This is a genomic window from Cryobacterium sp. M91 (assembly GCF_002929615.1).
Classification (GTDB): Bacteria; Actinomycetota; Actinomycetes; order Actinomycetales; family Microbacteriaceae; genus Cryobacterium; species Cryobacterium levicorallinum.
In genome coordinates this window covers 23,014-47,597 of the sequence record NZ_PJJT01000074.1, presented here as the reverse complement: position 1 = coordinate 47,597, position 24,584 = coordinate 23,014, and the positions used below count along the sequence as shown (strand labels likewise).

General features: G+C 66.8%; 24 protein-coding genes, 1 tRNA gene and 1 other RNA gene. 8 read left to right on the top strand and 18 right to left on the bottom strand.

The features are described 5' to 3' along the window. Positions 1 to 8: 8 nt before the first annotated feature. The 4 genes from CXY80_RS04450 to ffs all read right to left on the bottom strand — a co-directional run bounded on the left by CXY80_RS04450 (position 9) and on the right by ffs (position 6,510). Positions 9 to 1,223 carry an acetate/propionate family kinase gene (locus tag CXY80_RS04450; RefSeq protein WP_104131744.1) on the bottom strand — a complete coding sequence of 405 codons (1,215 nt, stop codon included), beginning with the start codon at positions 1,221 to 1,223 and terminating at the stop codon, positions 9 to 11. After that, positions 1,220 to 3,436, bottom strand: a complete 2,217-nt coding sequence (pta, locus tag CXY80_RS04445) for a phosphate acetyltransferase (protein ID WP_092448455.1) — start codon at positions 3,434 to 3,436, stop codon at positions 1,220 to 1,222. Before pta ends, CXY80_RS04450 begins: the two co-directional genes overlap by 4 nt. A 227-nt stretch (positions 3,437 to 3,663) precedes the next feature. Continuing rightward, positions 3,664 to 6,114, bottom strand: coding sequence for a phosphoketolase (locus tag CXY80_RS04440; RefSeq protein ID WP_233194984.1), 2,451 nt, complete (start codon positions 6,112 to 6,114; stop codon positions 3,664 to 3,666). 299 nt (positions 6,115 to 6,413) lie between these two features. Further along, an RNA gene (ffs, locus tag CXY80_RS04435) (signal recognition particle sRNA small type) lies at positions 6,414 to 6,510 on the bottom strand. A gap of 107 nt (positions 6,511 to 6,617) precedes the next feature. Here ffs and CXY80_RS04430 point away from each other — a divergent pair. Beyond that, positions 6,618 to 6,705, top strand: a tRNA-Ser gene (locus CXY80_RS04430). Positions 6,706 to 7,023: 318 nt separating this feature from the next. Here CXY80_RS04430 and CXY80_RS04425 read toward each other — a convergent pair. From CXY80_RS04425 to CXY80_RS04395, 7 genes are all read right to left on the bottom strand, one after another. Next, positions 7,024 to 7,536 carry a DinB family protein gene (locus tag CXY80_RS04425; RefSeq protein WP_092448255.1) on the bottom strand — a complete coding sequence of 171 codons (513 nt, stop codon included), beginning with the start codon at positions 7,534 to 7,536 and terminating at the stop codon, positions 7,024 to 7,026. A 312-nt stretch (positions 7,537 to 7,848) separates the two neighbouring features. Next, a complete protein-coding gene (locus tag CXY80_RS04420) occupies positions 7,849 to 8,169 on the bottom strand; it encodes a hypothetical protein (RefSeq protein WP_139226619.1) in 321 nt (106 codons plus the stop codon). A gap of 71 nt (positions 8,170 to 8,240) precedes the next feature. Continuing rightward, the gene (locus tag CXY80_RS04415; RefSeq protein ID WP_092448257.1) at positions 8,241 to 8,960 is read right to left on the bottom strand and encodes an SDR family NAD(P)-dependent oxidoreductase; all 720 of its coding nucleotides are present in this window, start codon (positions 8,958 to 8,960) and stop codon (positions 8,241 to 8,243) included. A 13-nt stretch (positions 8,961 to 8,973) separates the two neighbouring features. Beyond that, the gene (locus CXY80_RS04410) at positions 8,974 to 9,738 is read right to left on the bottom strand and encodes an SDR family NAD(P)-dependent oxidoreductase (protein ID WP_104131743.1); all 765 of its coding nucleotides are present in this window, start codon (positions 9,736 to 9,738) and stop codon (positions 8,974 to 8,976) included. Next, positions 9,731 to 11,137, bottom strand: a complete 1,407-nt coding sequence (locus tag CXY80_RS04405) for an MFS transporter (RefSeq protein WP_092448259.1) — start codon at positions 11,135 to 11,137, stop codon at positions 9,731 to 9,733. The genes CXY80_RS04410 and CXY80_RS04405 overlap by 8 nt, the downstream gene beginning before the upstream one ends. Further along, positions 11,134 to 12,024 carry a polysaccharide deacetylase gene (locus CXY80_RS04400; RefSeq protein WP_092448260.1) on the bottom strand — a complete coding sequence of 297 codons (891 nt, stop codon included), beginning with the start codon at positions 12,022 to 12,024 and terminating at the stop codon, positions 11,134 to 11,136. Before CXY80_RS04400 ends, CXY80_RS04405 begins: the two co-directional genes overlap by 4 nt. A gap of 19 nt (positions 12,025 to 12,043) precedes the next feature. After that, a complete protein-coding gene (locus tag CXY80_RS04395; RefSeq protein ID WP_233194969.1) occupies positions 12,044 to 13,081 on the bottom strand; it encodes an asparaginase in 1,038 nt (345 codons plus the stop codon). A gap of 214 nt (positions 13,082 to 13,295) precedes the next feature. Between CXY80_RS04395 and CXY80_RS04390 the strand changes: the two genes are divergently transcribed. Next, on the top strand, positions 13,296 to 14,333 hold the full coding sequence (locus CXY80_RS04390) for a LacI family DNA-binding transcriptional regulator (RefSeq protein ID WP_092448261.1): 1,038 nt from the start codon (positions 13,296 to 13,298) through the stop codon (positions 14,331 to 14,333). Here CXY80_RS04390 and CXY80_RS04385 read toward each other — a convergent pair. From CXY80_RS04385 to CXY80_RS04365, 5 genes are all read right to left on the bottom strand, one after another. Then, positions 14,314 to 14,604, bottom strand: coding sequence for a hypothetical protein (locus CXY80_RS04385; protein ID WP_233194968.1), 291 nt, complete (start codon positions 14,602 to 14,604; stop codon positions 14,314 to 14,316). The two genes, CXY80_RS04390 and CXY80_RS04385, sit on opposite strands and share 20 nt — an antisense overlap. A gap of 177 nt (positions 14,605 to 14,781) precedes the next feature. After that, a complete protein-coding gene (locus CXY80_RS04380; RefSeq protein WP_233194966.1) occupies positions 14,782 to 15,915 on the bottom strand; it encodes a sulfate/molybdate ABC transporter ATP-binding protein in 1,134 nt (377 codons plus the stop codon). Beyond that, positions 15,912 to 16,694 carry an ABC transporter permease gene (locus CXY80_RS04375; protein WP_092448264.1) on the bottom strand — a complete coding sequence of 261 codons (783 nt, stop codon included), beginning with the start codon at positions 16,692 to 16,694 and terminating at the stop codon, positions 15,912 to 15,914. The genes CXY80_RS04380 and CXY80_RS04375 overlap by 4 nt, the downstream gene beginning before the upstream one ends. A gap of 277 nt (positions 16,695 to 16,971) precedes the next feature. After that, entirely contained in the window at positions 16,972 to 17,769 is a 798-nt protein-coding gene (gene modA, locus CXY80_RS04370) for a molybdate ABC transporter substrate-binding protein (protein WP_104131742.1), read from the bottom strand. Continuing rightward, on the bottom strand, positions 17,766 to 18,170 hold the full coding sequence (locus CXY80_RS04365) for a molybdopterin-binding protein (RefSeq protein ID WP_092448266.1): 405 nt from the start codon (positions 18,168 to 18,170) through the stop codon (positions 17,766 to 17,768). The genes modA and CXY80_RS04365 overlap by 4 nt, the downstream gene beginning before the upstream one ends. 316 nt (positions 18,171 to 18,486) lie before the next feature. On the opposite strand from CXY80_RS04365, the gene CXY80_RS04360 reads away from it, so the two are divergent. The 6 genes from CXY80_RS04360 (at position 18,487) to CXY80_RS04335 (ending at position 23,195) form a co-directional block, all read left to right on the top strand. Beyond that, positions 18,487 to 19,794 (top strand): ThiF family adenylyltransferase, encoded by a 1,308-nt coding sequence (locus tag CXY80_RS04360; protein ID WP_092448267.1) that lies wholly within the window; start codon positions 18,487 to 18,489, stop codon positions 19,792 to 19,794. After that, positions 19,791 to 21,215, top strand: coding sequence for a gephyrin-like molybdotransferase Glp (gene glp / locus CXY80_RS04355; RefSeq protein ID WP_104131741.1), 1,425 nt, complete (start codon positions 19,791 to 19,793; stop codon positions 21,213 to 21,215). The genes CXY80_RS04360 and glp overlap by 4 nt, the downstream gene beginning before the upstream one ends. After that, positions 21,212 to 21,727, top strand: a complete 516-nt coding sequence (moaC, locus tag CXY80_RS04350; RefSeq protein WP_092448269.1) for a cyclic pyranopterin monophosphate synthase MoaC — start codon at positions 21,212 to 21,214, stop codon at positions 21,725 to 21,727. The genes glp and moaC overlap by 4 nt, the downstream gene beginning before the upstream one ends. A 102-nt stretch (positions 21,728 to 21,829) precedes the next feature. Then, positions 21,830 to 22,678 carry a molybdenum cofactor guanylyltransferase gene (locus CXY80_RS04345; RefSeq protein ID WP_104131740.1) on the top strand — a complete coding sequence of 283 codons (849 nt, stop codon included), beginning with the start codon at positions 21,830 to 21,832 and terminating at the stop codon, positions 22,676 to 22,678. Between the two features lie 5 nt (positions 22,679 to 22,683). Next, complete coding sequence (locus CXY80_RS04340; protein WP_092448271.1) at positions 22,684 to 22,956, top strand: DUF6457 domain-containing protein; 273 nt, start codon at positions 22,684 to 22,686, stop codon at positions 22,954 to 22,956. Further along, positions 22,956 to 23,195 carry a MoaD/ThiS family protein gene (locus tag CXY80_RS04335; protein ID WP_092448272.1) on the top strand — a complete coding sequence of 80 codons (240 nt, stop codon included), beginning with the start codon at positions 22,956 to 22,958 and terminating at the stop codon, positions 23,193 to 23,195. Before CXY80_RS04340 ends, CXY80_RS04335 begins: the two co-directional genes overlap by 1 nt. Positions 23,196 to 23,312: 117 nt before the next feature. Here CXY80_RS04335 and CXY80_RS04330 read toward each other — a convergent pair whose 3' ends face one another. Continuing rightward, complete coding sequence (locus CXY80_RS04330) at positions 23,313 to 23,795, bottom strand: molybdenum cofactor biosynthesis protein MoaE (protein WP_104131739.1); 483 nt, start codon at positions 23,793 to 23,795, stop codon at positions 23,313 to 23,315. Beyond that, positions 23,795 to 24,310 carry a molybdenum cofactor biosynthesis protein B gene (locus CXY80_RS04325; RefSeq protein WP_104131738.1) on the bottom strand — a complete coding sequence of 172 codons (516 nt, stop codon included), beginning with the start codon at positions 24,308 to 24,310 and terminating at the stop codon, positions 23,795 to 23,797. Before CXY80_RS04325 ends, CXY80_RS04330 begins: the two co-directional genes overlap by 1 nt. Between the last annotated feature and the right edge of the window lie 274 nt (positions 24,311 to 24,584).

Below are 24,584 nucleotides of genomic sequence, written 5' to 3'. Positions count from 1 at the left end.
GACCTGACTCAGTACAGCGAGCGCACCGTGGTGAGGGTCTGGCGGGCTATCTCCAGCTCCTCGTTGGTGGGGATGACGAGCACGGTGACCGCAGAGTCGTCGGCCGAGATGCGCCGCGCACCTCGATTCGCAGCGGCATTGCGCTCCGGGTCGATCCGGATTCCAAACGCCTCGAGTTCACCGACCGCGCGCGCTCGCAGCATCGGGTCGTTCTCGCCGACTCCCGCCGTGAACGTGATCACGTCGACCCGCCCCAGTTGGGCGAAGTAGGCACCCACGTAGTGCTTGAGCCGGTGCACGTAGACGTCGATGGCGAGCTGGGACGGACCGTCGCCGGACTCCGCCGCCACGATCACGTCGCGCATATCGCCGCGACCGGTGAGGCCGAGCAGGCCGCTGCCGCGGTTCAGCAGGGTGTCGAGCTCGTCCATGTCGAGACCGGCCCGGCGGTGCAGGTGAAACAGCACGCCCGGGTCGATGTCGCCCGAACGGGTGCCCATGACGAGACCCTCGAGCGGGGTCATGCCCATGCTCGTCTCCACCGATCGGCCGCCGCGCACCGCACACACCGATGCGCCGTTGCCGAGGTGCAGCACAATCTGGTTCAGGTCAGCCAGCGGACGCTCGACGAATTCCGCGGCGGCACGTGAGACGAAGCTGTGGCTCGTACCGTGAAACCCGTAGCGACGAATACGGAACCGCTCGGCCAGGTCCACGTTGATCGCGTAGGTGAACGCCTCGGGCGGGAGGGTCTGGTGAAAGGCCGTGTCAAAGATGGCCACGTGCGACACCGACGGAAAGGCGATCTCAGCGGCCACGATGCCCTGCAGCGCGCCCGGGTTGTGCAGCGGCGCGAGCCCGGAGAGCTCGTCGATGTCGCGTTCCACCTGCGGTGTGACGAGGGTCGGCTCGTGAAAACGAGCCCCTCCGTGCACGACCCGGTGGCCGACCGCGACCGGCGCATGGGTGGCGAGCGAGGGGCCGTGCGAGTGAAAGGCCTCGAGCATGACAGCGAAGCCCGCCGTGTGGTCGGGAATGGGCAGTTCACGCCAGGTCTTGGCGCCGTCGGCGTCGTCTATGCCGGTTACCGTATGGGACGAGTGCCCCATGAGCTCGCCGATACGTTCGACCAAACCGCTCGCGAGGGTGGTCTCGGTGTCCATCTCGATCAGCTGATATTTGAAGGAGCTCGACCCCGAGTTAACGACCAAAACAGCGGTCATCGAATGGCTCCAGCCGGCGTCGCATCCACTACGGCCGCCAGGGCGGCGGCATCCGTCAGTCCAGCCGCCTGGATGGCGGTGATCGCCACGGTGTTGACGATGTCCTGCACGAGGGCTCCGCGCGACAGGTCGTTGATCGCCTTGCGCAGACCCTGCAGCACCGGTCCGATCGCGACGGCTCCCGCGCTGCGCTGCACCGCCTTGTAGGTGTTGTTGCCGGTGTTGAGATCCGGAAAGATGAACACCGTGGCGCGGCCAGCCACGTTGGAACCGGGCATCTTGGTGGCCGCGACCGCGGCATCCGCTGCTGCATCGTATTGAATCGGACCCTCGACCAGCAGATCGGGTCGGCGCTCACGCACGAGGGCGGTCGCGGAGCGCACCTTTTCGACGTCGGCGCCCTCGCCGGAGGTTCCGGTGGAGTAGGACAGCATCGCGATGCGCGGCTCGATGCCGAACTGCACGGCCGTCGCCGCGGCAGAGATGGCGATGTCGGCCAGCTGCTCGGCCGTCGGTACCGGAATGACGGCGCAGTCGCCGTAGACCAGCACGCGATCGGCGAGCGCCATGAGGAACACGCTCGATACCACGCCGACGCCGACCTGGGTCTTGATGATCTCGAAGCTCGGCCGAATGGTGTGCGCTGTGGTGTGCGTCGCGCCAGACACCATGCCGTCGGCGAGGCCCAGCTGCACCATCATCGTGCCGAAATAGCTCACATCGGTGACGGTTTCATTGGCCTGGTCGAGCGAAATTCCCTTATGTGCTCGCAACTGCATATATTCGTGGGCGAACTTGATTCGCAGCAGATCGTCGTACGGGCTGACGACGTGGGCCTTGGAAATGTCGAGGCCGAGGCCGATCGCGCGAGATCGCACCTCGAATTCCTCACCGAGGATGGTCAGCTCGACCACGTCGCGGGCCAGCAGGGTCGCGGCGGCGCGCAGCACGCGGTCATCCTCACCCTCGGGCAGCACGATGTGCTGACGGTTCTGGCGCGCGCGTTCGAGCAGCGCGTACTCGAACATGAGCGGCGTGACGACCTCCGCGCGGCTCACATCGAGCCGGTCCAGCAAAGCGGATGCATCGACGTGAGTCTCGAACAACGCCAGCGCGGTGTCGTGCTTGCGCTGGGAGTCGGCGGCGAGGCGTCCACGGGCGCGCGTTATGCGCATAGTCGTGTCGTACGAGCCGAGTGAGGTTCTGATGATCGGGAGCGAGGGGGCGAGGCCTTCCATCAACCGTTGGATCGCCTCGGGCAGCTCGAAGCCGCCATTGAGCACGATGCCGGCGATCGACGGGAAGGTTGCGGAGGCGTTGGCCAGCAGCACGGCCAGCAGCACGTCTTCGCGGTCGCCCGGCACAACGACGACGGCGCCCTGAATCAGGCGCGGCAGCACGTTGACCATCGACATTGCGGCCACGACGACGCCGAGCGCCTCACGGGCCAGCAGGGCAGGGTCGCCCTTGATCAGGGTGCCCTCGGTGGCCTCCATGATGCTCTGCATGCTCGGTGCGACGAGGTACGGGTCTTCGGGAATGGCCCAGATCGGCACGCCGAAAGCGCCGCCGGACCGCGCCGGCTGGGCATTGGTGGTGACCCGCACCGCGTCAATAATGGCCGGCAGCGCGTTCTCGTCGGCCCGATTGATGATGATCGCCAAAACGGATGCGTGTTCGTCGCGCAATTCCGCCAGCGCCACGTCGGTCTGCTGGGCGATGTCCACGGACGAGCGGGCGTCGCTCTGACCGAGGCGTTCGCCCTCGCCCGGGCCGACTCGGCCACCGAGCACGAGCAGCACGGGGGCGCCGAGATTGGCCGCGATGCGCGCGTTGAAGGCGAGTTCAGTGGGGCTGCCGACGTCGGTGTAATCACTGCCGATGACGACGACCGTGTCGCAGTTGACCTCGACCGCTTTGTACCGCGCAACGATGCGGGCCAGGGCGGCGTCTGGATCGGTGTTGACGTCGTCGTAACTGACACCGATGCTCTGCTCGTAGGTTTGTCCGGCGGCAGCGCCGGGGCCGGCGTTCGCCTGCAGGTGCCGGAGGAGAAGCTCGACGACGTAGTCGGGCTCGGTCGCAGTGCGGGCGACCGGGCGGAACACACCGACCCGCTCCACGAGGTGGGTGAGTGTGTCGAGCACGCCGAGGGCGATCGTCGACTTGCCGGTATTGCCTTCTGCGCTGGTGATATAGATGCTTCGAGCCACGGTGTCCATTCAAGCTTATTCGGAGTGGGAGTGCGTCGGCGAGATCATAGAGGTAAGTCGTGACCCACGCTATACCGAGTTTGGGTGGGTCGATTGCGGTTGAGTTGAGTTAGCCTGCGCGGATGGCGGGGTTCCGCAGACGGCCAGCGCTGGGCGATGGCGGTCGTCAAGCTCGACCAACGACAGGTGGCGTCCCGCGCGCGGGTGGGGGCCGGAGCAGTGCTGGGTTAGACATTGTCGCTGCCGGTCGAGGCGGCGCGGGGAGCGGCATCCGCTTGGGAAGACCAGGACCAGTCGGTGATGGCGGGAACGTCTTCGCCGTGGTCTCGGGTGTATTGGCGCGCGGCCAGGCGGGCGTCCTGCATCCGCTGCCGGAGCAGGCCGGCGCGGGCGGCGAGGCCGGGGGTGCGGTCAATGACGTCCATGACGAGGTGATATCGATCGAGGTCGTTGAGCATGACCATGTCGAACGGGGTCGTCGTGGTGCCGATCTCTTTGTAGCCGCGGGCATGCAGGTTGTCGTGGCCGTGACGCTTGTAGGTGAGCCGATGGATCAGCCACGGATACCCGTGATAGGCGAAAATGATCGGCTTGTCGGGCGTGAAGACGGCGTCGAAGGCGCTGTCGCTCAGGCCGTGCGGGTGGTCCTCCGCCGACTGCAGCCGCATGAGGTCGACGACGTTCACGACCCGCACCTTGAGCTCGGGCAGGTTCTCGCGCAGAATCTCGGCGGCGGCGAGCACCTCGAGCGTCGGCACGTCACCGGCGGCGGCGAGCACGACATCCGGCTCCTGACCGGCAAGTTCGGTGCCAGCCCAGTCGAAGATGCCAAGTCCGCGGGTGCAGTGCGCGACGGCCTCGTCCATGGTGAGCAGGTTCGGCGCCGGCTGCTTGCCCGCCACGACGACGTTCACATAATTGACGCTGCGCAGGCAGTGGTCGTAGGTACTGAGCAGGGTATTGGCGTCGAAGGGCAGGTAAACCCGCACCACGTCGGCGCTCTTGTTGACGACGTGGTCGATGAAACCGGGGTCCTGGTGGCTGAACCCGTTGTGATCCTGCCGCCAGACGTGCGAGCTGAGCAGGTAGTTGAGGCTCGCGATCGGCGCCCGCCACGGGATCTCGGCCGTCACCTTGAGCCACTTGGCGTGCTGGTTGAACATCGAATCCACAATGTGAATGAACGCCTCGTAGCAGTTGAACAGCCCGTGCCGCCCGGTGAGCAGGTAGCCCTCGAGCCAGCCCTGGCACTGGTGTTCGCTCAGCATCTCCATCACGCGGCCGGCCCGGGCGAGGTTGGTGTCGCCGGGCCGGATCTCGGCGTTCCACTGCTTGTCGGTGACCTCGTAGACCGGCGGGGCGAGCCGGTTCGAGGCGGTTTCGTCGGGTCCGAAGATGCGAAAGTTATCCGGGTTCAAGCGGATGACCTCGGCCAGGTAGCCGCCCAGCACGCGCGTCGCCTCATTCCGCGTTGCACCCGGCTGCGGCACGTCCACGGCGAAATCACGGAAGTCGGGCAGGTGCAGGTCGCGGCGCAGCACTCCGCCGTTGGCGATCGGGTTGGCGCTCATGCGCAGGTCGCCTTGTGGGGCGAGGTCAGTGATCTGTTTCACGGGAGCACCGTCTTGGTCGAACAGATCTGCGGGGCGGTAGGACAGCATCCACTGTTCGAGCAGGGCCGTGTGCGCCGGGGTGTCGCGGGCGTTTGCCAGCGGAACTTGGTGGGCGCGCCAGGTGTTCTCAACCTGAACGCCGTCGATACGGGCGGGGCAGGTCCAGCCCTTGGGGGTGCGGAGGATGATCATGGGCCAGCGTGGGCGGGCGAAATCCTCGTTGTTGGTGGCGGCCTGGGCGGCTGCGGCCTTGATCTCGGCGATCTGGTTGAGCACCAGGTCGAGGGTCTCGGCCATGCGGGCGTGCACGAGCATCGGGTCTTCGCCGTCGAAGCCGCCGCTCACCAGATAAGGAGTGTGACCGTAGCCGCGCATGAGGTCCTGCAGCTCGTCTTCGGGGATGCGGGCGAGCACGGTGGGGTTGGCGATTTTGTACCCGTTGAGGTGCAAAATGGGCAGCACGACGCCGTCCTGCAGCGGGTCGATGAATTTGTTGGAGTGCCAGCTGGTGGCGAGCGGGCCGGTTTCGGCCTCGCCGTCCCCGACCACCGCGGCCACGAGCAGGTTCGGATTGTCAAACGCGGCACCGTAGGCGTGGCTCAGGGCGTAGCCGAGTTCGCCGCCCTCGTGGATGGATCCGGGCAGCTCGGGCGAGGCGTGGCTGGGGATGCCGCCGGGGAAGGAGAACTGGCGAAACAGTTTCTGCACGCCGGCGGTGTTCTGCTCAATGTCGGCGTAGACCTCGGTGTAGGTGCCGTCGAGGTAGGCGTTGGCGACCATGCCAGGGCCGCCGTGGCCGGGGCCGGTGATGTAGATGGTGCTCTGGCTGCGTTCGGCGATCGCGCGGTTCAGGTGTGCGTAGAGAAAGTTGAGGCCGGGCGTGGTGCCCCAGTGGCCGAGCAGGCGCGGCTTCACGTGATCGCGGGTGAGCGGCTCGGTGAGCAGGGCGTTGCCGAGCAGGTAGATCTGGCCGACGGCGAGGTAGTTCGCGGCCCGCCACCAGGCGTCGATGCTATCCAACGCCGCTGCACTGAGCGGTTTCGGCGCGCGTGTAGGCCAGGGCATGGTGCCGGAATCGTGGCTCATTGGTCCTCCGCAGTGTGGTGCGGCGACATAGCCGCGCTGCCTTAATCCTATTGAGCCGTGGCGGCACAGCGCAGGGCCAAAGGTCCCGACCCGCGAGCGTTCACGCGGATTTCACGCTCATTACGCGAAAGCGGATGCTGGTGGGGCCAAAAAGGACTCCTCGCGCACCTCGGAACAGGAGCACAGCCCCGGGTACCCTTGCGCTGTGGGTATGAAAAAGACTCCTCGCGCACCTCGGAACAGGGGCACAGCCCCGGGTACCCTTGCGCTGTGGGTATGAAAAAGACTCCTCGCGCACCCGCCAGAGCCCGGTTACCCTTGCTACGTTTCCGTCCTGGGGGAATTGGCCTGGGTGGCGCCACGCGAGGAGCCGACCCTCAGTTTAGGGCACGCGACGAGACTGCACCAACCGAGGGTGGCGGCAGCATCCGCTGGAAACAGGTAAGATTCTGTGGTGCCGTTGCTTTATTGAACGGCGGCCAGGAGAATTCGCCTAGTGGCCTATGGCGCACGCTTGGAAAGCGTGTTGGGTGAAAGCCCTCGGGGGTTCGAATCCCCCATTCTCCGCCAGACTTGTAGTACAGCGTGTTGGGTGACGCACAAACCCCACTCGCAGGGTTCGAATCCCCCATTCTCCGCCAGACTTGTAGTACAGCGTGTTGGGTCACGCACAAACCCCACTCGCAGGGTCCGAATCCCCCATTCTCCGCCAGACTTGTAGTACAGCGTGTTGGATGACGCACAAACCCCACTCCCAGGGTCCGAATCCCCCATTCTCCGCCAGACTTGTAGGACAGCGTGTTGGGTGACGCACAAACCCCACTCGCAGGGTCCGAATCCCCCATTCTCCGCCAAAGGTCCACTGCAGCGTGTTGGATGACGAACAGGTCAGGCGTCAGCGCGGTCGGCGAGACCGCGCACGAAGGCTGCCTGGCCGGCGTGCTGCAGGTCGTCAGAGAGCACACTCGCGAGGCGCACGCCGACGGTGACGGCGGGGGTCCAGGATTCGTCGATGACCCGGTCGAGATCGGCCTCGACGAGGGTACCCAGGTACGCCACGGTCGCGGTGTGCACGGCGTCGTAGTAGCCGACGAGCAGTTCAGCGTCGGCGCGAACGGCCGCGACATCGGCCGAGGTGTGGCCATAGCCGGTGGCCGTCGGCCCGAACGGAAGGTCGAATCGTTCGGCCCAGCCCTGCCCGGTGTACACCTGCGCGGTGCCCGCCAGGTCGGCGAGGTGGTCGTCCTGCACGCGGGACAGGTGCCAGATGAGCCAGGCGATCGTGTTGGCGTCGGCATCCGCTCGATACGTGAGGGTGGCGACGGTCGTGTTTTTCAGGGTCGCACCTACGTATCCCTGGATACGGGAAAACTCTTCGATGAGCAGTTCGGACGGGGTCATGGCTCTCCTTAGTCGTTCTGCCACCGTACCCCCGCGCTATTCCGCGATCCCGCCGGGACTCATACACATCCGCTGAACCGCGGGTTGTTGCCACCTCCGACGACACCAGTTTGCGTGGCGCAAGCCTAAAGCTTCGTGCCTCGGGCTCACGTGAGAAACAACGCCCCGCCCTATTATTCGGGCCGTCTGCCCGGAGATCAGGAGGGCGGTGCGGGTTTGCGTGGCCCAGCGAGGGGCAGCTCGCACACGTCGGCGATGGGCGGGTCGCCCTCGCGGCGGCTGGTGCGTTGCTCAGGCTAGTCGCAACGTCGATCAGCGAGGCGAGCCAACGAGCAAGCGCTGCCGCGTCAGGTCGAGCCCGAGGGCAACGACGCGCGCCGAAAGGCCCACGGACCCTTCGGTGCGCGCCCTCACCTCGAGCGCGTGCTGCAGCACCGACGCACTTCGGACGGGGAGCGCACGCCAGATGTCAGCAACGGTGTGGCACAACGAGATCGAGCCGGTGGCGCTGGTCACCGACCATCCAGCGGCGAGCGCCGCGATGCGGGGTGCGCCGGGCACGCCGGCACACACGGCGGACACCGTTTGCGCCACCAGAATGCGATTTCTGAGGGTGTGTTCGTTGCCCATCACCGGGTCAGGGTAGACCGTCGTGCCGCATGCTCCGCACATTTTTTTGTTCCTGACTGACCTGACGGCCCGAGTTACTGCATCACGTCGCCGGAGTTGGGCCCGAGGGTCTGCCCTACATAGAGGTTTCCTCCGGGCTCACTCGCAAGCAGCAGCGCCGTGGGGGCGACTTCGGCCGCAACGCCGAAACGCCGAAGCGGCAATTCGGCGCGCTTGGCAATCTTCCAATCTTCGGAGATCCCCTGCACGAGCGGGGTCTCGATCGGGCCGGGAGCGATGCTGTTGACGAGCACGTTGTCGCTGGCAACTTCGAGCGCCAGCGATTTAGTCAGCGCCACGACCCCGGCCTTGGCCGCCGAATAGTGGCTCAGGCCGGTGCCGCCCTTGATGGCGAGCTGGGAAGCGATATTGATGATGCGGCCCCATTTCTGTTGGCGCATCTCCCCCACCACCTCCCGGCAGCACAGGAACACCCCGGTGAGGTCGACCGAGAGAGTCTCGTTCCACATGGCGAGTGTCATGTTTTGCAGTGGTGACTCGGTGAGCAGACCGGCACTGTTCACCAGAACGTCAATGGTGCCAAGCCGTTGGCGAGCGGTCGCGAAGGCCGTGCGCACGCTGTCTTCCTGCGACACGTCAACGTTGATCGCGTCAATGTCGGTGCCCGCGCGATCGAGTATGACCACGCGGTCACCGTTGGCGACAAACGCTTCGGCGATCGCCCGCCCGATTCCACTACTGCCGCCGGTGACGACGACTCCGCGGCCGGTGGACGCGCGATGGTGCGGGGTCATTTCTGTTCCATATCTATGCGCGCATTTTCACGGTGAGTCCGCCATCAACGATGAGGGACTGCCCGGTGACGTACCCGGCCTGCGAAGAAGTGAGAAACGCGATAACACTGGCCACTTCTGCCGGCGTACCCACCCGACCCCAGGGGATGTCCTTGCCGGCTCGTGCGAGGCCGTCCGGTCCCAGCGAATTTACCGGGTCGAGTGACTGCGGAGTTTCGATGAGACCGGGAATGACCGCATTGGCCCGGATGCCCTGCGGCCCCAGTTCAACAGCCACACTGCGAATCAAACCGAGCACGCCGGCTTTCGCCGCCGCGTAGTGGGCATGGCCCTCCCACCCGTAGACCGCGCCGGCGATCGAGGACACCGCCACCATGGCGCCGCCCTCGGTCATGCGTTCGGCTCCGGCACGCAGTGTGCGCAGGACACCAGTGAGGTCGACATCGAGCATGTCGGTCCACCGGGCATCCGTCATGTCGGCGAGGGATGAATGACGCAGAATGCCCGCGTTGGCGACGGCGTAGTCGAGGCGGCCGTATTCGTCTACCGCTCGTTGGGCGAAAGCGTCAACGGATGCCGTGCTTCGCACGTCAACTTCGTGCACGACGGCTTCGCCACCGACGGCGCGCACCAGCCGCAGTGTTTCCTGCGGGTCGTGCGGGTCGCCCGGGAAGGTACCGATGATGCTGCGCACCCCCTCGCCGGCGTAGTGCACGGCGAGGGCCCGGCCGATACCGCTGGCGGCTCCGGTAATTATTGCGACGCGGGGTTCAGGCACGCTGGGTTTTCAGCTCGTTTTCCGGTGCGATAGCGAGGGGAGCTTCTGCCATGGGTTTGGCGGCGATCATGAGCACACCCGAGATGAGGGTGCCCAGGGCGCCGACCCAGAGCGCGGCGGTTCCCGTGTTGGCTCCGGCGGCGACGGCGGTGAATAGCGCGCCGCCGAGGACGATGCCGGGCTGGCTCATCGCGCCGATGAACGCGGTGCCGGTGGCGCGGCAGCTCACCGGGTAGCACTCGGCCATGAAGTACTGAATAGCTGCGTACGGGCCCACCAGAAAGAAAAGGCCAGCACCAAAGCTCGCAACGATGGTCACGGGGCTGTTCGCGAGGGGACTCAACATGATGGTGAAGGCGACCGATGCGAGGATCCAGCCGCTGATGATGGTGCGCTTGCGGCCGATCTTGTCGCCGAGCCACCCGTGGAACACGTAGCCGAAGTAGGCCAGGGCGTTGATGATGATGAGCATCCAGAAGGCGTCGGAGAGTTCAATACCCTTGGCGTTCTTAAGAACGGAGCTTCCCAGAATGCTGAAGATCATGATGCCCATGAAGTTGAAGATCCAGGCGAGCGAGAACACGATCGTGTTACGGCGCAGCTTCGGCTCCCAGATGAGCTTGAGTGGTGCGGTCGAGGAGTGCTCGACGCCGTACGACCCGGCGAGCAGGTGGGCTTCTTCGGTGCGCCCGGCCTTCTCGAGTCGGGTGAGTTCACTGTGCAGCTCGAACTGAGGAGTTTCTTTGAGCTTGCGTGCGATGGCCCATACGATGAGCGCTGCGGGGATGGTGGCCATCAAATACAGTGCACGCCAGCCGAAGGTCGGAAGAAAAGCCAGGGCGAGCGCACTGGCGAGCAGAAAGCCGAGCGGCCAGCCGCCCTGAATAAAGGAGTAGCTCAGGCCCGGGCGCTTGCGCTTCTTCTCGTCTTCGGTGACCTGGTAGACCTCGTTCATGTAGGTCGCGTTGACGGCCTGCTCGGAGAAGCCCAGACCGCCAAATGATCGAACGATCACGAGCAACCCACTGCTGAGGAAGGCCATTCCGGTGGGGATGATGGCGGTGAGGCCGGAGACGATGGCCGTGCCACCGACGGTGACCATCATGCCCTTGCGTCGTCCGAGGCGGTCGATGACCGGACCGACGCCGAAGCAGACGATCGCGGTGCCCACGGCGATCCAGGTGTTGATCGCGTAGGCTTCCGGCGCGGTCCAGCCGAAGGATTCCTGCATGGCGGGCAGAAGCGTGCCGAACAGTCCGTAGTCGAAGACGGCAACGGTCCAGGCCAACAGCGCCAGAATCGTGGCGGTGCGGGTCTGCTTCACGGTGAAGGCGGGAAAGCGACGTTTCTCGTTGACGGTCGCCGCCGTGAGATCGAGGGTGGGAGATTTCAGTTTCATACGGAGGGAACCTTTCGGGGGGAACGGGCGAGGAACGAATCTGCAATCTGGTCGAAGGTGTTCCAGCTGACGCCTTCGTGGGAGTTGAAATGCTCGATGAGGCGCTCGAGCATGAGGAGCACTTGCGGGCGTCCGGAGACGTCGGGGTGGATCGTCATCGTGAAGACGGCCTGATCCATTTCGCGGTAGACCCAGTCGAACTGGTCTTTCCACATCTGTTCGATATCGCGTGGGTTCACGAAACCGTGCGAGTTGGGGGCGGCCTTGATGAACATCATGGGGGGCAGGTCATCGAGGTACCAGTTGGCGGGAATCTCGACCAGGTCAGTCTCGGTGCCGCGCACGAGCGGCTCCATCCAGGTTTGGGCGTTCTGGGCGTAGTCGATCTTTTTCCAGCTGTCACCGACGCGCACGTAGTACGGCTCGAAGTCCTTGTGCATGAGCGAGTGGTCGTACTTGATGCCCCGTTCGAGAAGAATTTCGTTCGTCACCGACGAGAATTCCCACCAAGGGGCGACATACCCAGTGGGGCGGCGTCCGGAGACGTTTTCGATCAGTTCGATGGATCGGTCCAGGATCGTGGTCTCCTGTTCGCGGGTCATCGCGATCGGGTTCTCGTGGGAGTAGCCGTGCACGCCCATCTCGTGGCCCGCGGCAACGATCATGCGGGTGAGCTCGGGAAAGGTCTCGATGGAGTGCCCTGGAACGAACCAGGTAGCGGGCAAGTCGTACTTGTCGAACAGGCGAATAAGACGCGGCCCACCGACCTCGCCGCTGAACATGCCGCGGGAGATGTCGCACGGGGAATCTTCGCCGCCGTAGGAACCGAGCATGCCTGCGACAGCGTCGACGTCTACTCCAAATGCAATCTGGATATCTTTTTTCATATCTGTGCCTTTCGTTGCACTAACAAATTTGGGCGGACTCGGTGATGGCTGCCCCGTACAGGGCAAACGCGGCGGCGATCTCGTCATGGTTGCGATCGAGCTGCAGCAGAAGGCTGAGCAAAATCAGCGATTGTGAGGGCCGCAGCAGGCCAGTGGGGATGGCACCGGCCGCGACGAGGTCTCGTCCTCCGCCGGCGCCATAGACCGGGATGACCGGGCCGGCACTCACCCGGGTGCTCGTCACCACGACGGTGCCGGCCGCGGCGGCGGCGGCGACGGCGACGCACAGGGCGGGGTTGCCGTTGCCGCTTCCCGTCGCTTGCAACACGATTCCGCTGGCCCCGGCAGCCACGGATGCCTGCAGCAAGATCCCGTCCGCCCCCGGATAGGCAGACACCACGTCGACGCGTCTGGCCTGGCGGGGAGGGAGGGGCGGGAGCGGGAGCGGGGGCATCCGCTGGTCCTGGCGGGTGATTACGACGTCACCGGTGGCGGTCAGGGAACCGGCCGAGCCAAAGTCGGGGTTGGTGAAGGCATGGAGTGCGAAGGTCTGTGCTTTGCGCACGCCGCGGGCGGGGAATATCTCGCCGGCGAAAACGATCAACACGCCGAGGCCTGCTGCCGCGGGTGATCCAGCGACCGCGATGGCATCGGCGAGGTTGCCGGGACCGTCGGGGTCGGCGGCGTCGGCGGATTTCTGCGCCCCGGTGAAGACGACCGGGCTTACGTGGTCGTGGGTGAGGTCGGCCAGGTAGGCGGTCTCTTCCATCGTGTCAGTGCCGTGCGTGACGACGACCCCCCGCACCGATGGGTCGGCGAGGGCAATCTTGATCTGCGCGCAGATCGCGATCATGTCAACGAGAGTGAGCAGGTAGGACCCCTCACAGGCGACGTCGACGACCCGCACGGGGTAGGCCGGGGCTGTGGCCAGACCGCCGAGAACTTCTGCACCGGCGTCGGCGGCAACCGCGGCGCCGCCTTCCGCAGAGCGGGCGCGCGACGAGATGGTTCCACCGGTCGCCAGCAACACCACGTGGGTGCCGGCACGATCTGTCATTATTTTCTCCGGAGGTCGGTACCCAAACGATTGGGTTTCTTGATGCAAGAGTAAATACCCAATGTTTCGGCCGACTGCACGCGTCATTGCGGGTACGTAACGTTCACTACCCAATCGTTTGGGTAGTGAGGTGGTAAAACTATAGAATGAGATCCACAAGCAAGTCAAGCTTCGCATCCGGCTTTCTCGGATAACGGAAACTGGAGACAGCGAAATGACAGGCATCAGACCGGGGTCCGTCACCCTGAAAGATCTGGCCGCCGAACTCGGCCTACACCCGTCGACCGTGTCACGGATCCTGCACGGGAAAGCTGACACGGCACGCGGCGCCGCCGCGCCGGTCACGGCCCAACGTGTGCGTGACCTCGCCAAGAAGGTGGGCTACTCCCCCGACCCCCAGGCTACGAGTCTGCGCACGCGGCGCACGCATCTTCTCGGAGTTATCGTTCCGCGTCTTTCCGACCTCGTGCTTGCGGTTATGTACGAAGGAATCGACGAGGCAGCCGACGACGCCAACTACTCCACATTCGTCATGAACTCTCGCGACGATACATTGATACAGCGGCGCAAGATGGAAATCATGCTGTCGCGGCGAGTAGACGGCCTCATCATCGGTGACGCGCACCTTGACGGCAATATTCTCGACGAGCTCACCGAACGCAAGGTGCCTTTCGTGCTCATGAACCGCGCCATTGCCGGTTTTGCGTCAGCAACCTGCGATGACACCCTTGGCGGAGCTCTGGTGGCGCAGCACCTGTGGGACCAGGGCCACCGCGATGTTTCCATCATCGCTGGTGAACCCTACGCCAGTACTGCAGTCGATCGCACGCACGGCTTCGTCTCCCGGTTTCGCTCGCTCGGCGGAACGATCCCCGAGGGCGCCATCGTGTGGTCGCGCTTCGACACAACGGGCGGGCACACCGCAGCGGATAGCATTCTGCGAGGCACACATCCTCGCCCCAGTGCGATCTTCGCGGTCAACGACTTCGCGGCCATCGGCGCCATGGGCGCGGCAAATTCTCACGGATTGCACGTGGGCCGCGATCTGGCAATTGTCGGATTCAATGACACGTCGCTGGCCGCGCAACTGCCCATCGCGCTATCGTCGGTGCGATCACCGATGCTCGACATCGGCCGGGTCGCCGTGAAGTTGCTCCTCGGCGTGCTGAACGGAGACGCCGTGGAGTCGGTTCGACTCGCTCCTGTTTTGTGCGTGCGAGACAGCAGTGATTTCACATGGGTGGCGGGATAAAAGGCGGATACTGCCCGAAAACGGTGAGGGTGGCCAGACAGGTGCATCCGGGCGGGGCTGGGGCGGTGGGTGGCAAGATGCCGTCGCATCCGCTTCGCTGGCAAACATTGGTGAAGCCGACAACGCCCTCGACGTTCATGTATTCGGCGATCTTCGGGCGACGCAGGTTGGCGTCGACGAGCAGAACGCGAGCTTCCGCGTCAGACAGGGCGATGTCCAGGTTGGCGCTCGTCGTGCTCTTGCCTTCACCGCCGAGGGAAAATGACGACAAAGGAGCGATCGGCGCGGCCCCGATCAGCTTCTCTTGAACACAGTGAGGGCCCCCGGTCCTTGGATGGTCGCCACTTCAACGTTGACGCTCCTTGGCACATCATCTTGAAATACCTAGGAGCAGTGACCGACTCTTTTTCTCCTCGTTGATCGCCGCCCCGGTGTCCGGAATGTAACGTTAGCGACGGTAGGCACTCACATCGGTGGCCTTGACCGAAAGCCAGACCGTCAAGCCCACCTGCAGGCCGAGGTCGGCAACCGCGGCGGGGGTGAGTTCTGCGATGATCTCGGGGTCGCCGCTCGTGCGCAGGCGCACCCCGCCGGTGCCCGGCTCAATGCCGGTGACCCGGGCCGACCAGACGTTGCGGGGGCTCGCGTGACGGGGCTGTACCGTGTGCACGACAACGGATGCCGGGCGAAAGACGGCCGCGGCGGCTTCTGCGCCGGGGGTTGCAGAGGCGGGAGTTGTGGGCGACAGGGCTGCGGCATCCGCTGGGCGCACCCAGAACGTGCGTCCGTCTGGGGCGACGACCCCGCCGTTCTGCGCGGTGCCCACCACGAGATTGACGCCGGCGAGCGCCGCAACGAAGGGGTTTTGCGGGGCCGCGAGTACCGCTGCGGTCGTGCCTTCGTCGATGAGCGCGCCGTGGTGCAGCACGGCGACGCGGTGGGCGAGCACGACGGCGTCGACGATGTCGTGGGTGACGATGATGGCGCTCGTGCCCGTTTCGCTAAGCTGCTCGCGGATGAGTTGCCGGATGAACGGTGCTGTTTCCGCGTCGAGGGCAGCCATCGGCTCGTCGAGCAGGAGCACTCGCGGGCCGGCCGCGAGGGCTCGGGCGAGGGCGACGCGCTGCTGCTGCCCGCCGGAGAGGGCGCCCGGCAAGCTGCTGCCGAGGCCGGCCAGCCCGACCCGATCGAGCCAGCGGTCGGCCTGCACCCGAGCCTCGGCGGTCTTCAGTCGCGCTCCGCCGACCCGGAACGCGAAGGCCACGTTGACCCGGGCGCTCAGGTGCGGAAAGAGCAAGGGCTCTTGTCCGAGCAGGCCGATAGCGCGATTTTCGGGGGCCACGAGCCGGCCGGACGCGGTGAGGGTCACACCATCGAGGGTGACGGTTCCGGTGTCGGGGGTGGCGAGTCCGGCGAGCAGATCGAGCACCGTCGATTTGCCCGAGCCGTTCGGGCCGAGCAGGGCCAGCACCTCGCCGGGCGCGAGCGTGAGTTGCACATCGAGGGTGAACGAGCCTCGGGTGAGCTGCAGGTTCGCGGCGAGAAGTGCGGTGGCGGCGTCCTGGCAGAGGGCGGCGGTCACGACAGTACGCTCGCTCGGCGGGTTCCGACCAGCACGAGAATGATCACGGCGACCGCGATCAGCAGCAGCGACAGGGCGACGGCCTGGTCGGTCGTGACGCCCGAGCCGTTGAAGGCGGTGTAGATGGCGAGCGGCATGGTGCGGGTGACTCCGGCCTGGTTGCCGGCGAATAGGGCGGTCGCGCCAAATTCGCCGAGGGCGCGGGCGAAGCTCAAAACGGTGCCGGCCAGTAGTCCGGGGCCGACAAGCGGCAGCGTAATGCGGGCGAAGACGGTGCCGCGATGGGCGCCGAGGGTCGCGGCGACCCTCTCGTAGCGGGTGCCGGCGGTGCGCAGCGCGCCCTCGACGGCGATCACGAGAAACGGCAGGGCCACGAAGGTCTGCGCGAGGACGACGGCCGCGGTCGTGAACGGAATGCGCAGCCCGACCAGTTCGAGGGTGCTGCCGAGCACGCCGCCGCGTCCGAGCAGGGAGAGCAGCGCGATGCCGCCGACCAGTGGCGGCAGCACGAGCGGCACGGTCACGAGTGCGCGCAGCAGACCGGCTACCCGCGGCCGCGACCGGGCGATAACGACGGCGAGCGGCACGCCGAACAGCAGGCAGAGCAGCGTCGAAACGGATGCCGTCGCGAGCGAGAGCCCCAGCGGCTGCAGGGCTTCCGGCGAGAGGAGCAGGGAGGGGAGGCGGGGCCAGTCGACCTTGAACAGCAGGCCGGCGAGCGGCAGCACGAGCAGGGCGAGGCCGATGCTCGCGGGCAGGTAGAGCAGGCGCGGAATCATGCGCGACCGTGCCCGGTGCTCGGGCCAGAGGGCGTGACGTGTCTGAGCATTGCTTTCCGGTCCCGGGCCCGGAAAGCGGGCCCATGTTCGATCATGGGCCCGGTTGCATAAGGTGGGCCCAGGCGGGCGATCCCGTATCCGCGAACGGTTGCCGTTTCGTCGCAGCCTGCGATGTGCCGCGGGAGGTTTCTCCCGTTCCGGGCCCGGGCCCGGTCGGTGGGCCCATGTTCTATCCTGGGCCCGGTTTCCGGGCCCAGGCCCGGTCGGCATGAAACGCTCACGGGGCGAGAAATCCGTGAGCGGCGAGCACGGACTGCCCCGCCGGCGAGAGCACGAGGTCAACGAAAGCTTGGGCCGCCTCGGCGTGCGCGCTGCCCGCCACGACCGCGATCGGATAGTGCCCGATGACCGCGTCGGCTCCGGCCGGGGTCCGGCCGTCGATGCGGCCGGGGTTGGCGGCGACATCCGTCGCGTAGACGAGGCCGGCATCCGCTTCGCCGCCGGCGATTTTGGTAACGACGGCCGTCACATTCTGTTCCTCGCTGGCGGGTGTGAGAGTGACACCGGCGTTGGCGAGCAGGGCAGCGGATGCCGCACCGCACGGCACCTGCGCCGCGCACAGCACGGTGATCACGCCGGGGCGGGCCAGATCTCCGAGGGTGTCGATCTGCAGCGGGTTGCCCGGTGTGACCGCGATGCGCAGGGTGTTGCCGGCGAACACGGTGGCCGGGCCGACGAGCCCGTCGTCGGTCAGCGGCTGCAGGTTCTTCTGGTCGGCGCTCGCGAACACGTCGGCCGGGGCGCCGGCGGCGATCTGGGTGGCGAGGGTGGAAGATCCGTCGTAGGTGAGCTGCACATCGACGGCCGGATTCTGCTGCTCGAGCAGTGTCGCGAGTTCGTCGAAGGCGCCGGTGAGCGACGCGGCGGCATAAACACTCAGAGTTTGGGACTCGAGATCAGTGCCCGCGGCAGCCGAGTCGGTTGCCCCGGTATCTGTGGCGGTCGAGAGTGCACAACCGGTGAGGGCCAGGGCGAGCACGGCCAGAACGGCGAGGGCCTGGGGGAGGCGGGTCACGGCATCCGTCCCGGAGTTTCGACGATCACATTGGTGGCCTTGATCACGGCAACGCTGAGCGACCCTACCTCGAGCCCGAGTTCGCGCACGGCCTCGCTCGACATGAGCGAGACGACGCGGTGCGGGCCACACTGCAGCTCGACCTGAGCCATGACCGTGTCCATGGTGATGGCCGTGACGATGCCGACGAAGCGGTTGCGGGCGCTGCGGCCCACGCTCGACGGGTCTGCCGGGGTGCTCGCCTGGTCGACGGCGAAGGCGGCGAGCGCCGCTCCGTCAACCGCGAGGCGACCGGATGCATCGGCATCCGCCACGAGACGGCCACCGTCGACCCAGCGGCGCACGGTGTCGTCACTAACGCCGAGCAGCTCGGCGGCCTCACTGATCCGATATTGCGTCATGAATTGCACGATAGCACCGTATCTGCGGTTTTGACCCGCTGTCTGGGTCCCTGTCTTCGCGATCGGCCGTGGCTAATTCAGGAAGCCACCGAGTGAGCCCGACCACCGGGGCATAACTCCTGCAAATTGATCGCGGCGGTCGGCCAATCCCCCGTAAATACGGGCATCGCACTGCCGGGAGCGAGAAATTGCAGGAGTTAGGCGCCGGCGACCCGGGGCGGATGGGGTTCGTGACATCACGCTGGACGGATGGGAAGGCAGAGGAGAGCGCGCGGGATGGGTGGCCGAGGGGCCGCGCAACGCCTAGCGTTAAGCCATGGCCATTCCTCCCCTCGTTGAGCCCGTTGACCGCCTCAGCGCATCCGAATCCGTGCGGACCGCTCGCCAGCGCCGCCTCCCCCAGCTCAACGAACTCGGCCAGCGCCGCCTCGCCAACGCTCGGGTTCTCGTGCTCGGCGCCGGCGGGCTCGGCTCCCCCGCGCTGCTCTACCTCGCGGCAGCGGGCGTCGGCACCATCGGTATCGTCGATGGCGACGACGTGGAACCGAGCAACCTCCAGCGCCAGATCGTTCACGGTCAAGCGGATGTCGGTCGCCCCAAGGTAGACAGCGCCGCCGAGCGTATCGCCGAGATCGCCCCGGAGACCACCGTCGTTCGGCACGCCGAGCGTCTGGTCGCGAATAACGCCGCCGAGATCCTGGGCGGCTACGACGTGGTCATCGACGGCACCGACAACTTTCCGACCCGGTTCCTCGTGAACGACACCTGCGCGCGGCTCGGACTGCCGCTGGTGTGGGCATCCGTTTTGCGATTCGATGCCCAGCTTTCGGTGTTCTGGGCCACGCCGCCGGCGAGCTCAGGCGTCACCGGAGTGCACCTGCGCGATCTGTTTCCGACACCGCCGGCCGACGGTGAAGTGCCCAACTGCGCCGATGCCGGCGTGCTCGGCGCTCTCTGCGGCCAGGTCGGATCGCTCATGGCGACCGAAACCATCAAGCTCATCACCGGAATCGGCTCCCCGCTGATCGGCCGGGTGCTCGTGATCGATGCCCTGTCCGGCCGATTCAGCGAGATTCCACTGGTCGGAACCGGCATCGCCGCCGAGCCGACCGCTGCCGAGGTCGCGGCCGAGCTCGCGGCCGAAACCGCCCGCGTCGCCGCAGAGAATACCGCCGAGGTTTCGGGTGCCGAACTCGTGGAACGTCTCGAGGCCCAACGCGCCGGAAACGACAACTTTCTCGTGCTGGACGTGCGCGAGCCGAACGAGAATGCCGAGAGTTCCATTCCGACGGCCCGACTACTGCCGCTCGGCGAGCTCCTCACCGACGGGGTACTCTCCGACACCGGCCGGGCCGCCCTCCCGGTGGAGACCCCGCTGATCGTGCACTGCCACGCCGGGGGGCGAGCCGCCCGCGCTGCTGCCGCGCTGCGCGAGGCCGGATTCACCGACGTCTCCGTGCTCACCGGCGGGATCGTGGCCTGGGACGACCTCGTCACGGCGGGACGCGCGCCCGGCATCGGCAGCCGCTGGCCGTCCCTCGAGCCGACTCCGACCGGGCGCCACGCGTCGGCTCCGGATAACAGGGCAGCGCCCGCCAGCCCGACAGCCACAACTAGCCGATGACCGAGACGAATCTGCCCGGCGCGACGGCCGTGCCAAACGAATTCTTGGTTCGACCTGCGCAGGCTGACGGCGCGCACGCCGCTCATCACGACCACACGCATTCCGACAGAGCGGATGCCTGCGCGCCGGCCGCATCCGCTCGCACCGTCGCCGAACAACTGGCGGTGATTCTGGCCGACCTGAAGCCGCTGGTGCCGGTGCGCGTGTCGCTCGACGCCGCGCGCGGCCTGGTGCTCGCCGAGGACGTGCTGTCAGCGACCGATACTCCTCCGTTCGACAACTCCGCGATGGACGGCTACGCCGTTATCCGCGCCGATCTGCTCGGCGCCTCGGCGCAGAACCCGATCAACCTGCCCGTCGTCGCCGACCTGGCCGCCGGCACCGCCGAGAACCCACACCTGATGCGCGGGCAAGTCGCGCGCATTATGACGGGCGCGCCGATTCCCGACGGAGCGGATGCCGTCGTTCCGATCGAAGACACCGACCAGGGCACCGACCGGGTCACCATCGTGCGCGCCCCCACGGCCGCAGCGCACGTGCGCCGCGCCGGCGAAGACGCCCACGCCGGGGACCGCGTGCTGGGCGCGGGAAGCGTGCTCTGGCCGACCCGGGTCGCCGCAGCGGCGAGCGCCGGAACCAGCTCTGTGCTGGTGCACCCGGCGCCGCGCGTCGCGGTCATCTCCACCGGCAGCGAACTCGTCACCCCCGGCAGCCCGACCCGGCGCGGTCAGATTCCCGACTCCAACTCCTTTCTGCTGGCGGCGGCCGTCACCGAAGCCGGCGGCGTTGCCATTCGGGTGGGCGCCGTGCCCGACGACGACGACACGTTGCGCGCGTTGCTCACCGACCTGGCCGGAACGGTCGACGTGATCGTGCTCTCCGGCGGCGTCAGTGTCGGAGCGTACGACGTGGTCAAAGCCGTACTACAACCCCTCGGCACCGTGCACTTCGGACCGGTGAAGATGCAACCCGGCAAGCCCCAGGGGTTCGGACGCTGGCCCGCTACCGAAAACGTGCCCGGACCGCTCATCTTCGCCCTGCCCGGCAACCCGGTCAGCGCCTACGTGTCGTTCGAAGTGTTCGTGCGCCCCGCGCTGCGCCGCCTGCTCGGGCACCCGGAGCTGCACCGCCGCACCATCACGGCGACCGTCGCCGACGGCTGGAATTCCCCGCCCGGACGCGCCCAGTACATGCCCGTCATCGTCACGCACCGTACCGATTCTGGAACCGAGACCGGGACTGACACCGACACCGACGGAACCCGAGACGGAACCCACATCGAGGTGCGCCCGGCCTCCCGCGGCGGATCGGGTTCGCACCTCGTCGCCGGGCTGGCGCAGGCAACTGGTCTTGCCATCGTGTCCGAAGACACGACTCACGTTCGCGGCGGCGACCTCATCACTGTCATGCTGTCATCATGACGCACACCACCGATATTCCCGACGCGACAGTGCCCACCCAGCCGTTCACCCACCTCGACTCGGCCGGACAAGCCCGCATGGTCGACGTCACCAACAAAGTTCCGACCGTTCGCAGTGCCACCGCGGCGGGCTTCGTGCGCTGCGGTGCCACGGTGATCGCGGCGCTCCGCGACGGCACGGCTCCCAAGGGCGATGTGCTCGCCGTGGCCCGCATCGCCGGAATCCAGGGCGCCAAGAAGACCGCCGACCTGCTCCCCCTCGCCCACGTCATCGGCGTGCACGGCGCCGTCGTCGACCTGATCGTCGAGGATGACCGGGTGAGCATCACCGCGACCGTGCGCACCGCAGACCGCACCGGCGTCGAGATGGAGGCGTTCACCGCCGTCTCGGTCGCGGCTCTCGCCATCGTCGATATGGTCAAGGGCCTCGACAAGTCCGTCACGATCGAGAACGTGCGTCTGCTCTCCAAGAGTGGTGGCAAGTCCGGCGACTGGCTGCGCAGCCAAGGCTAAGCGGATGCTCCCTCCCGTGACCGCGCCCGATACGGGTAGCCGCTACGCCGGTTACCGTAGCGCGCACCCATATCGGGCGCGGTCGTGCCCAGGGCACGCCTCATGAGCCCACTTCCGGCACTCACCATCGACCTCATCGTGCTCGCGGGCGGGCGTGGCAGCCGCCTCGGCGGCGCGCTCAAACCCGCAGTCGAGGTGGCCGGGCGCACCCTGCTCTCCAGGGTGCTCGACGCCCGACCGGTCGCCCGGCACACCGTCGTTGTCGGCCCGCCCGCAGCGGTGCCCGCCGCCGACACGCCTCCGCTCGCCGCGCACCCCGCACCCTCGACAGGTGCACCTGCACCCGCACCCGATCCCAATCTCGTGTCGCCCACGGCCACGGCACTAACCCCCGCAGCCGCAACGCCCGCCGCCGCTACCGCCATGCCGTCCGCACTGATCTGGGCACTCGAAGACCCACCGTTCGGCGGCCCGGTAGCCGGAATCGCGGCCGGCCTCGCCGCGCTCGAGGCGCACGGCGCAGCACACGTCGAAGTACACTGCGAGGCACACGGCGCGACCAAGGTCGAAGCGAACGTTGACGCGCCCGCCACCTGGCTGCTCGTGCTCGCCTGCGATCTTCCGTGGGGAGCGGATGCTGCGCGCCTGCTGGTCGCCGCGGCATCCGCTCTGGAGGATATCGGTGAACAGGCCGACGGTGTGCACCTCACCGATTACACCGGCCACGCCCAGTGGCTCGCCGGAATCTACCGGGCGCCCGCCCTGCGCGCGGCCGTGGACCGCCTCGGCGATCGCGTCAACGGCGCCAGCATGCGGAACCTACTGTCGGGGCTGAAGCTCATAGGGCTGATGGACGAATCCGAAACCGGGGTCGACGTCGACACGTGGCAGGATGTTGAGAGCAGCACCGCGCGTTTGACCGGTGTACCCGACGCACGACCCGAGGAGTGACCAGAATGAGTTCAGCACCGCTGCCTCCCGAAGCGCTCGACGACTGGCTGACCGCCCTCGCCGACCGGCTCCAGCTCGATCCGGCCGACGTGCCGGTCGGCGACCTGCTCGACGTGGCCCGCGACGTGGCCCACAATGTGGCCCGGCCGGCTGCACCACTCAGCACCTTTCTGATCGGCCTCGCAGCCGCGAAGAATGGGGGTACCGGTGCCTCAATTGAGGCCGCCTGCGCCGCCGCGAGCGAACTCGCCCTCGACTGGACTCCCGAAAAACTGTGATGGCGACCCTGCGGTTCTTCGCCGGAGCGGCCGAAGCCGCCCAGACCGAAACGGCCACGCTCGATGCCGGCACGATCGGCGAGCTGCGCGCCGAACTCGGCGAACGCTACGGCAGCGAGTTCGTGCGCGTGCTCGGCCTCTGCTCGCTGCTGGTGAACGGCGCCCGCGCCGCCGATGACACCGTTGCGCTCGCGCCGACCGACACCGTTGACGTCCTCCCGCCCTTCGCCGGCGGCTAAGTACCAGGGGCTCCCCGCATAACTGCGGAGAATTTCGCCCAACGGCCCCGATCAGCCGCCGAAACAGCGATCTCCGCGATTCTGAACGGCACCCGCGAAGTAGCGCTGTCGGCGAGGCTACAAACCGACCCAGGAGTGCGTTCCGTCGACCTCGTATTGCTTCTTCCAGATCGGGACCTCTGCCTTGACGGCCTCGACGAGGGCTTCGCAGGCCGCAAAGGCGTCGCCGCGGTGGGCGCTCGCGACCGCAGCCACGAGGGCGAGGTCGCCGACCTCAAGGTGTCCGATGCGATGACTGACCGCCAATACGACCAGCGGATGCTGCGTCAACACCCGCTCGGCAATCTCACCGATAATGCGCCCCGCGTCGGGATGCGCGCTATAGTCCAGGCCCGTGACGCGCCCGAGCGCATCGGGATCGTGGTCCCGCACCTGTCCGATGAACGTCACCACGGCACCGTGGGAAACGCCCGAAACGGCCGAAACGTGCTCGGTGACGTCGAGCAGCGACTCGGTTACACGGGCGAAGCCGAGCGATGCGCGGCCCACACCCGAAGAACCCGCGGCCGAGAAATCCGCGTCCGATGCACGTGCCCCCATCAGTGGTCGCCGCCGTCGAGCTGGTCGATGATGTGCCGCACGAGCGGCGCGAGTATGGCCACACCGTCCCGCACCGCGCCAACTGAACCCGGCAGGTTCACCACCAGGGCTCCGTTGTTGCCGACCGAATCGGCGATGCCGGAGATGCCGCGGGACAGCACCGCGGTGGGAATCGTCGCGACGCTGATCGCGCGCATCCGCTCGGAAATGCCCGGAAGAATCGTGTGCAGCACCGTCGCCGTGCCCTCGGGCGTCAGGTCGCGCGCCGATACGCCGGTGCCACCGGTCGTCACGACCAGGCGGGAGCCGTCAGCGAGCGCCGCCGAAATAGAGCCAGCCACACTTTCAATTCCGTCGGGGACGACCCGGGGCGGCCCGCACGGAATGCCGACCTCGCCGAGCGCATCGACGACGGCCGGGCCGGACCTGTCTTCGCGTTCGCCGCGCGAACAGCGATCAGACACGGTGATCACGACGGCCCCGAGTTCGGCCCCAAGTTTGAGCTGAGTTTTCACCGTTCTAGAGTACCGCGGCCCGCCCGGGGAGAATCGGATGCCGGCGACCCCAGACCCGGTCACGTTGGTCGATGGCGATCTCGGCAAGCTCGATCAACGGAGGGGACGGACCACGGACCGCCTCCAGCCGCGCCACAGCGAGAAGCGGATGCCGGCGACCCCCGACTCAATCACCTTGGTCGACGGCAAACTCGATCACCGGAGGGGTGCGACCTCGGACGCGATCGCACCGGGCCGCCGGCATCCGCTTCGCTCCGAATCATTTTTCACGGCG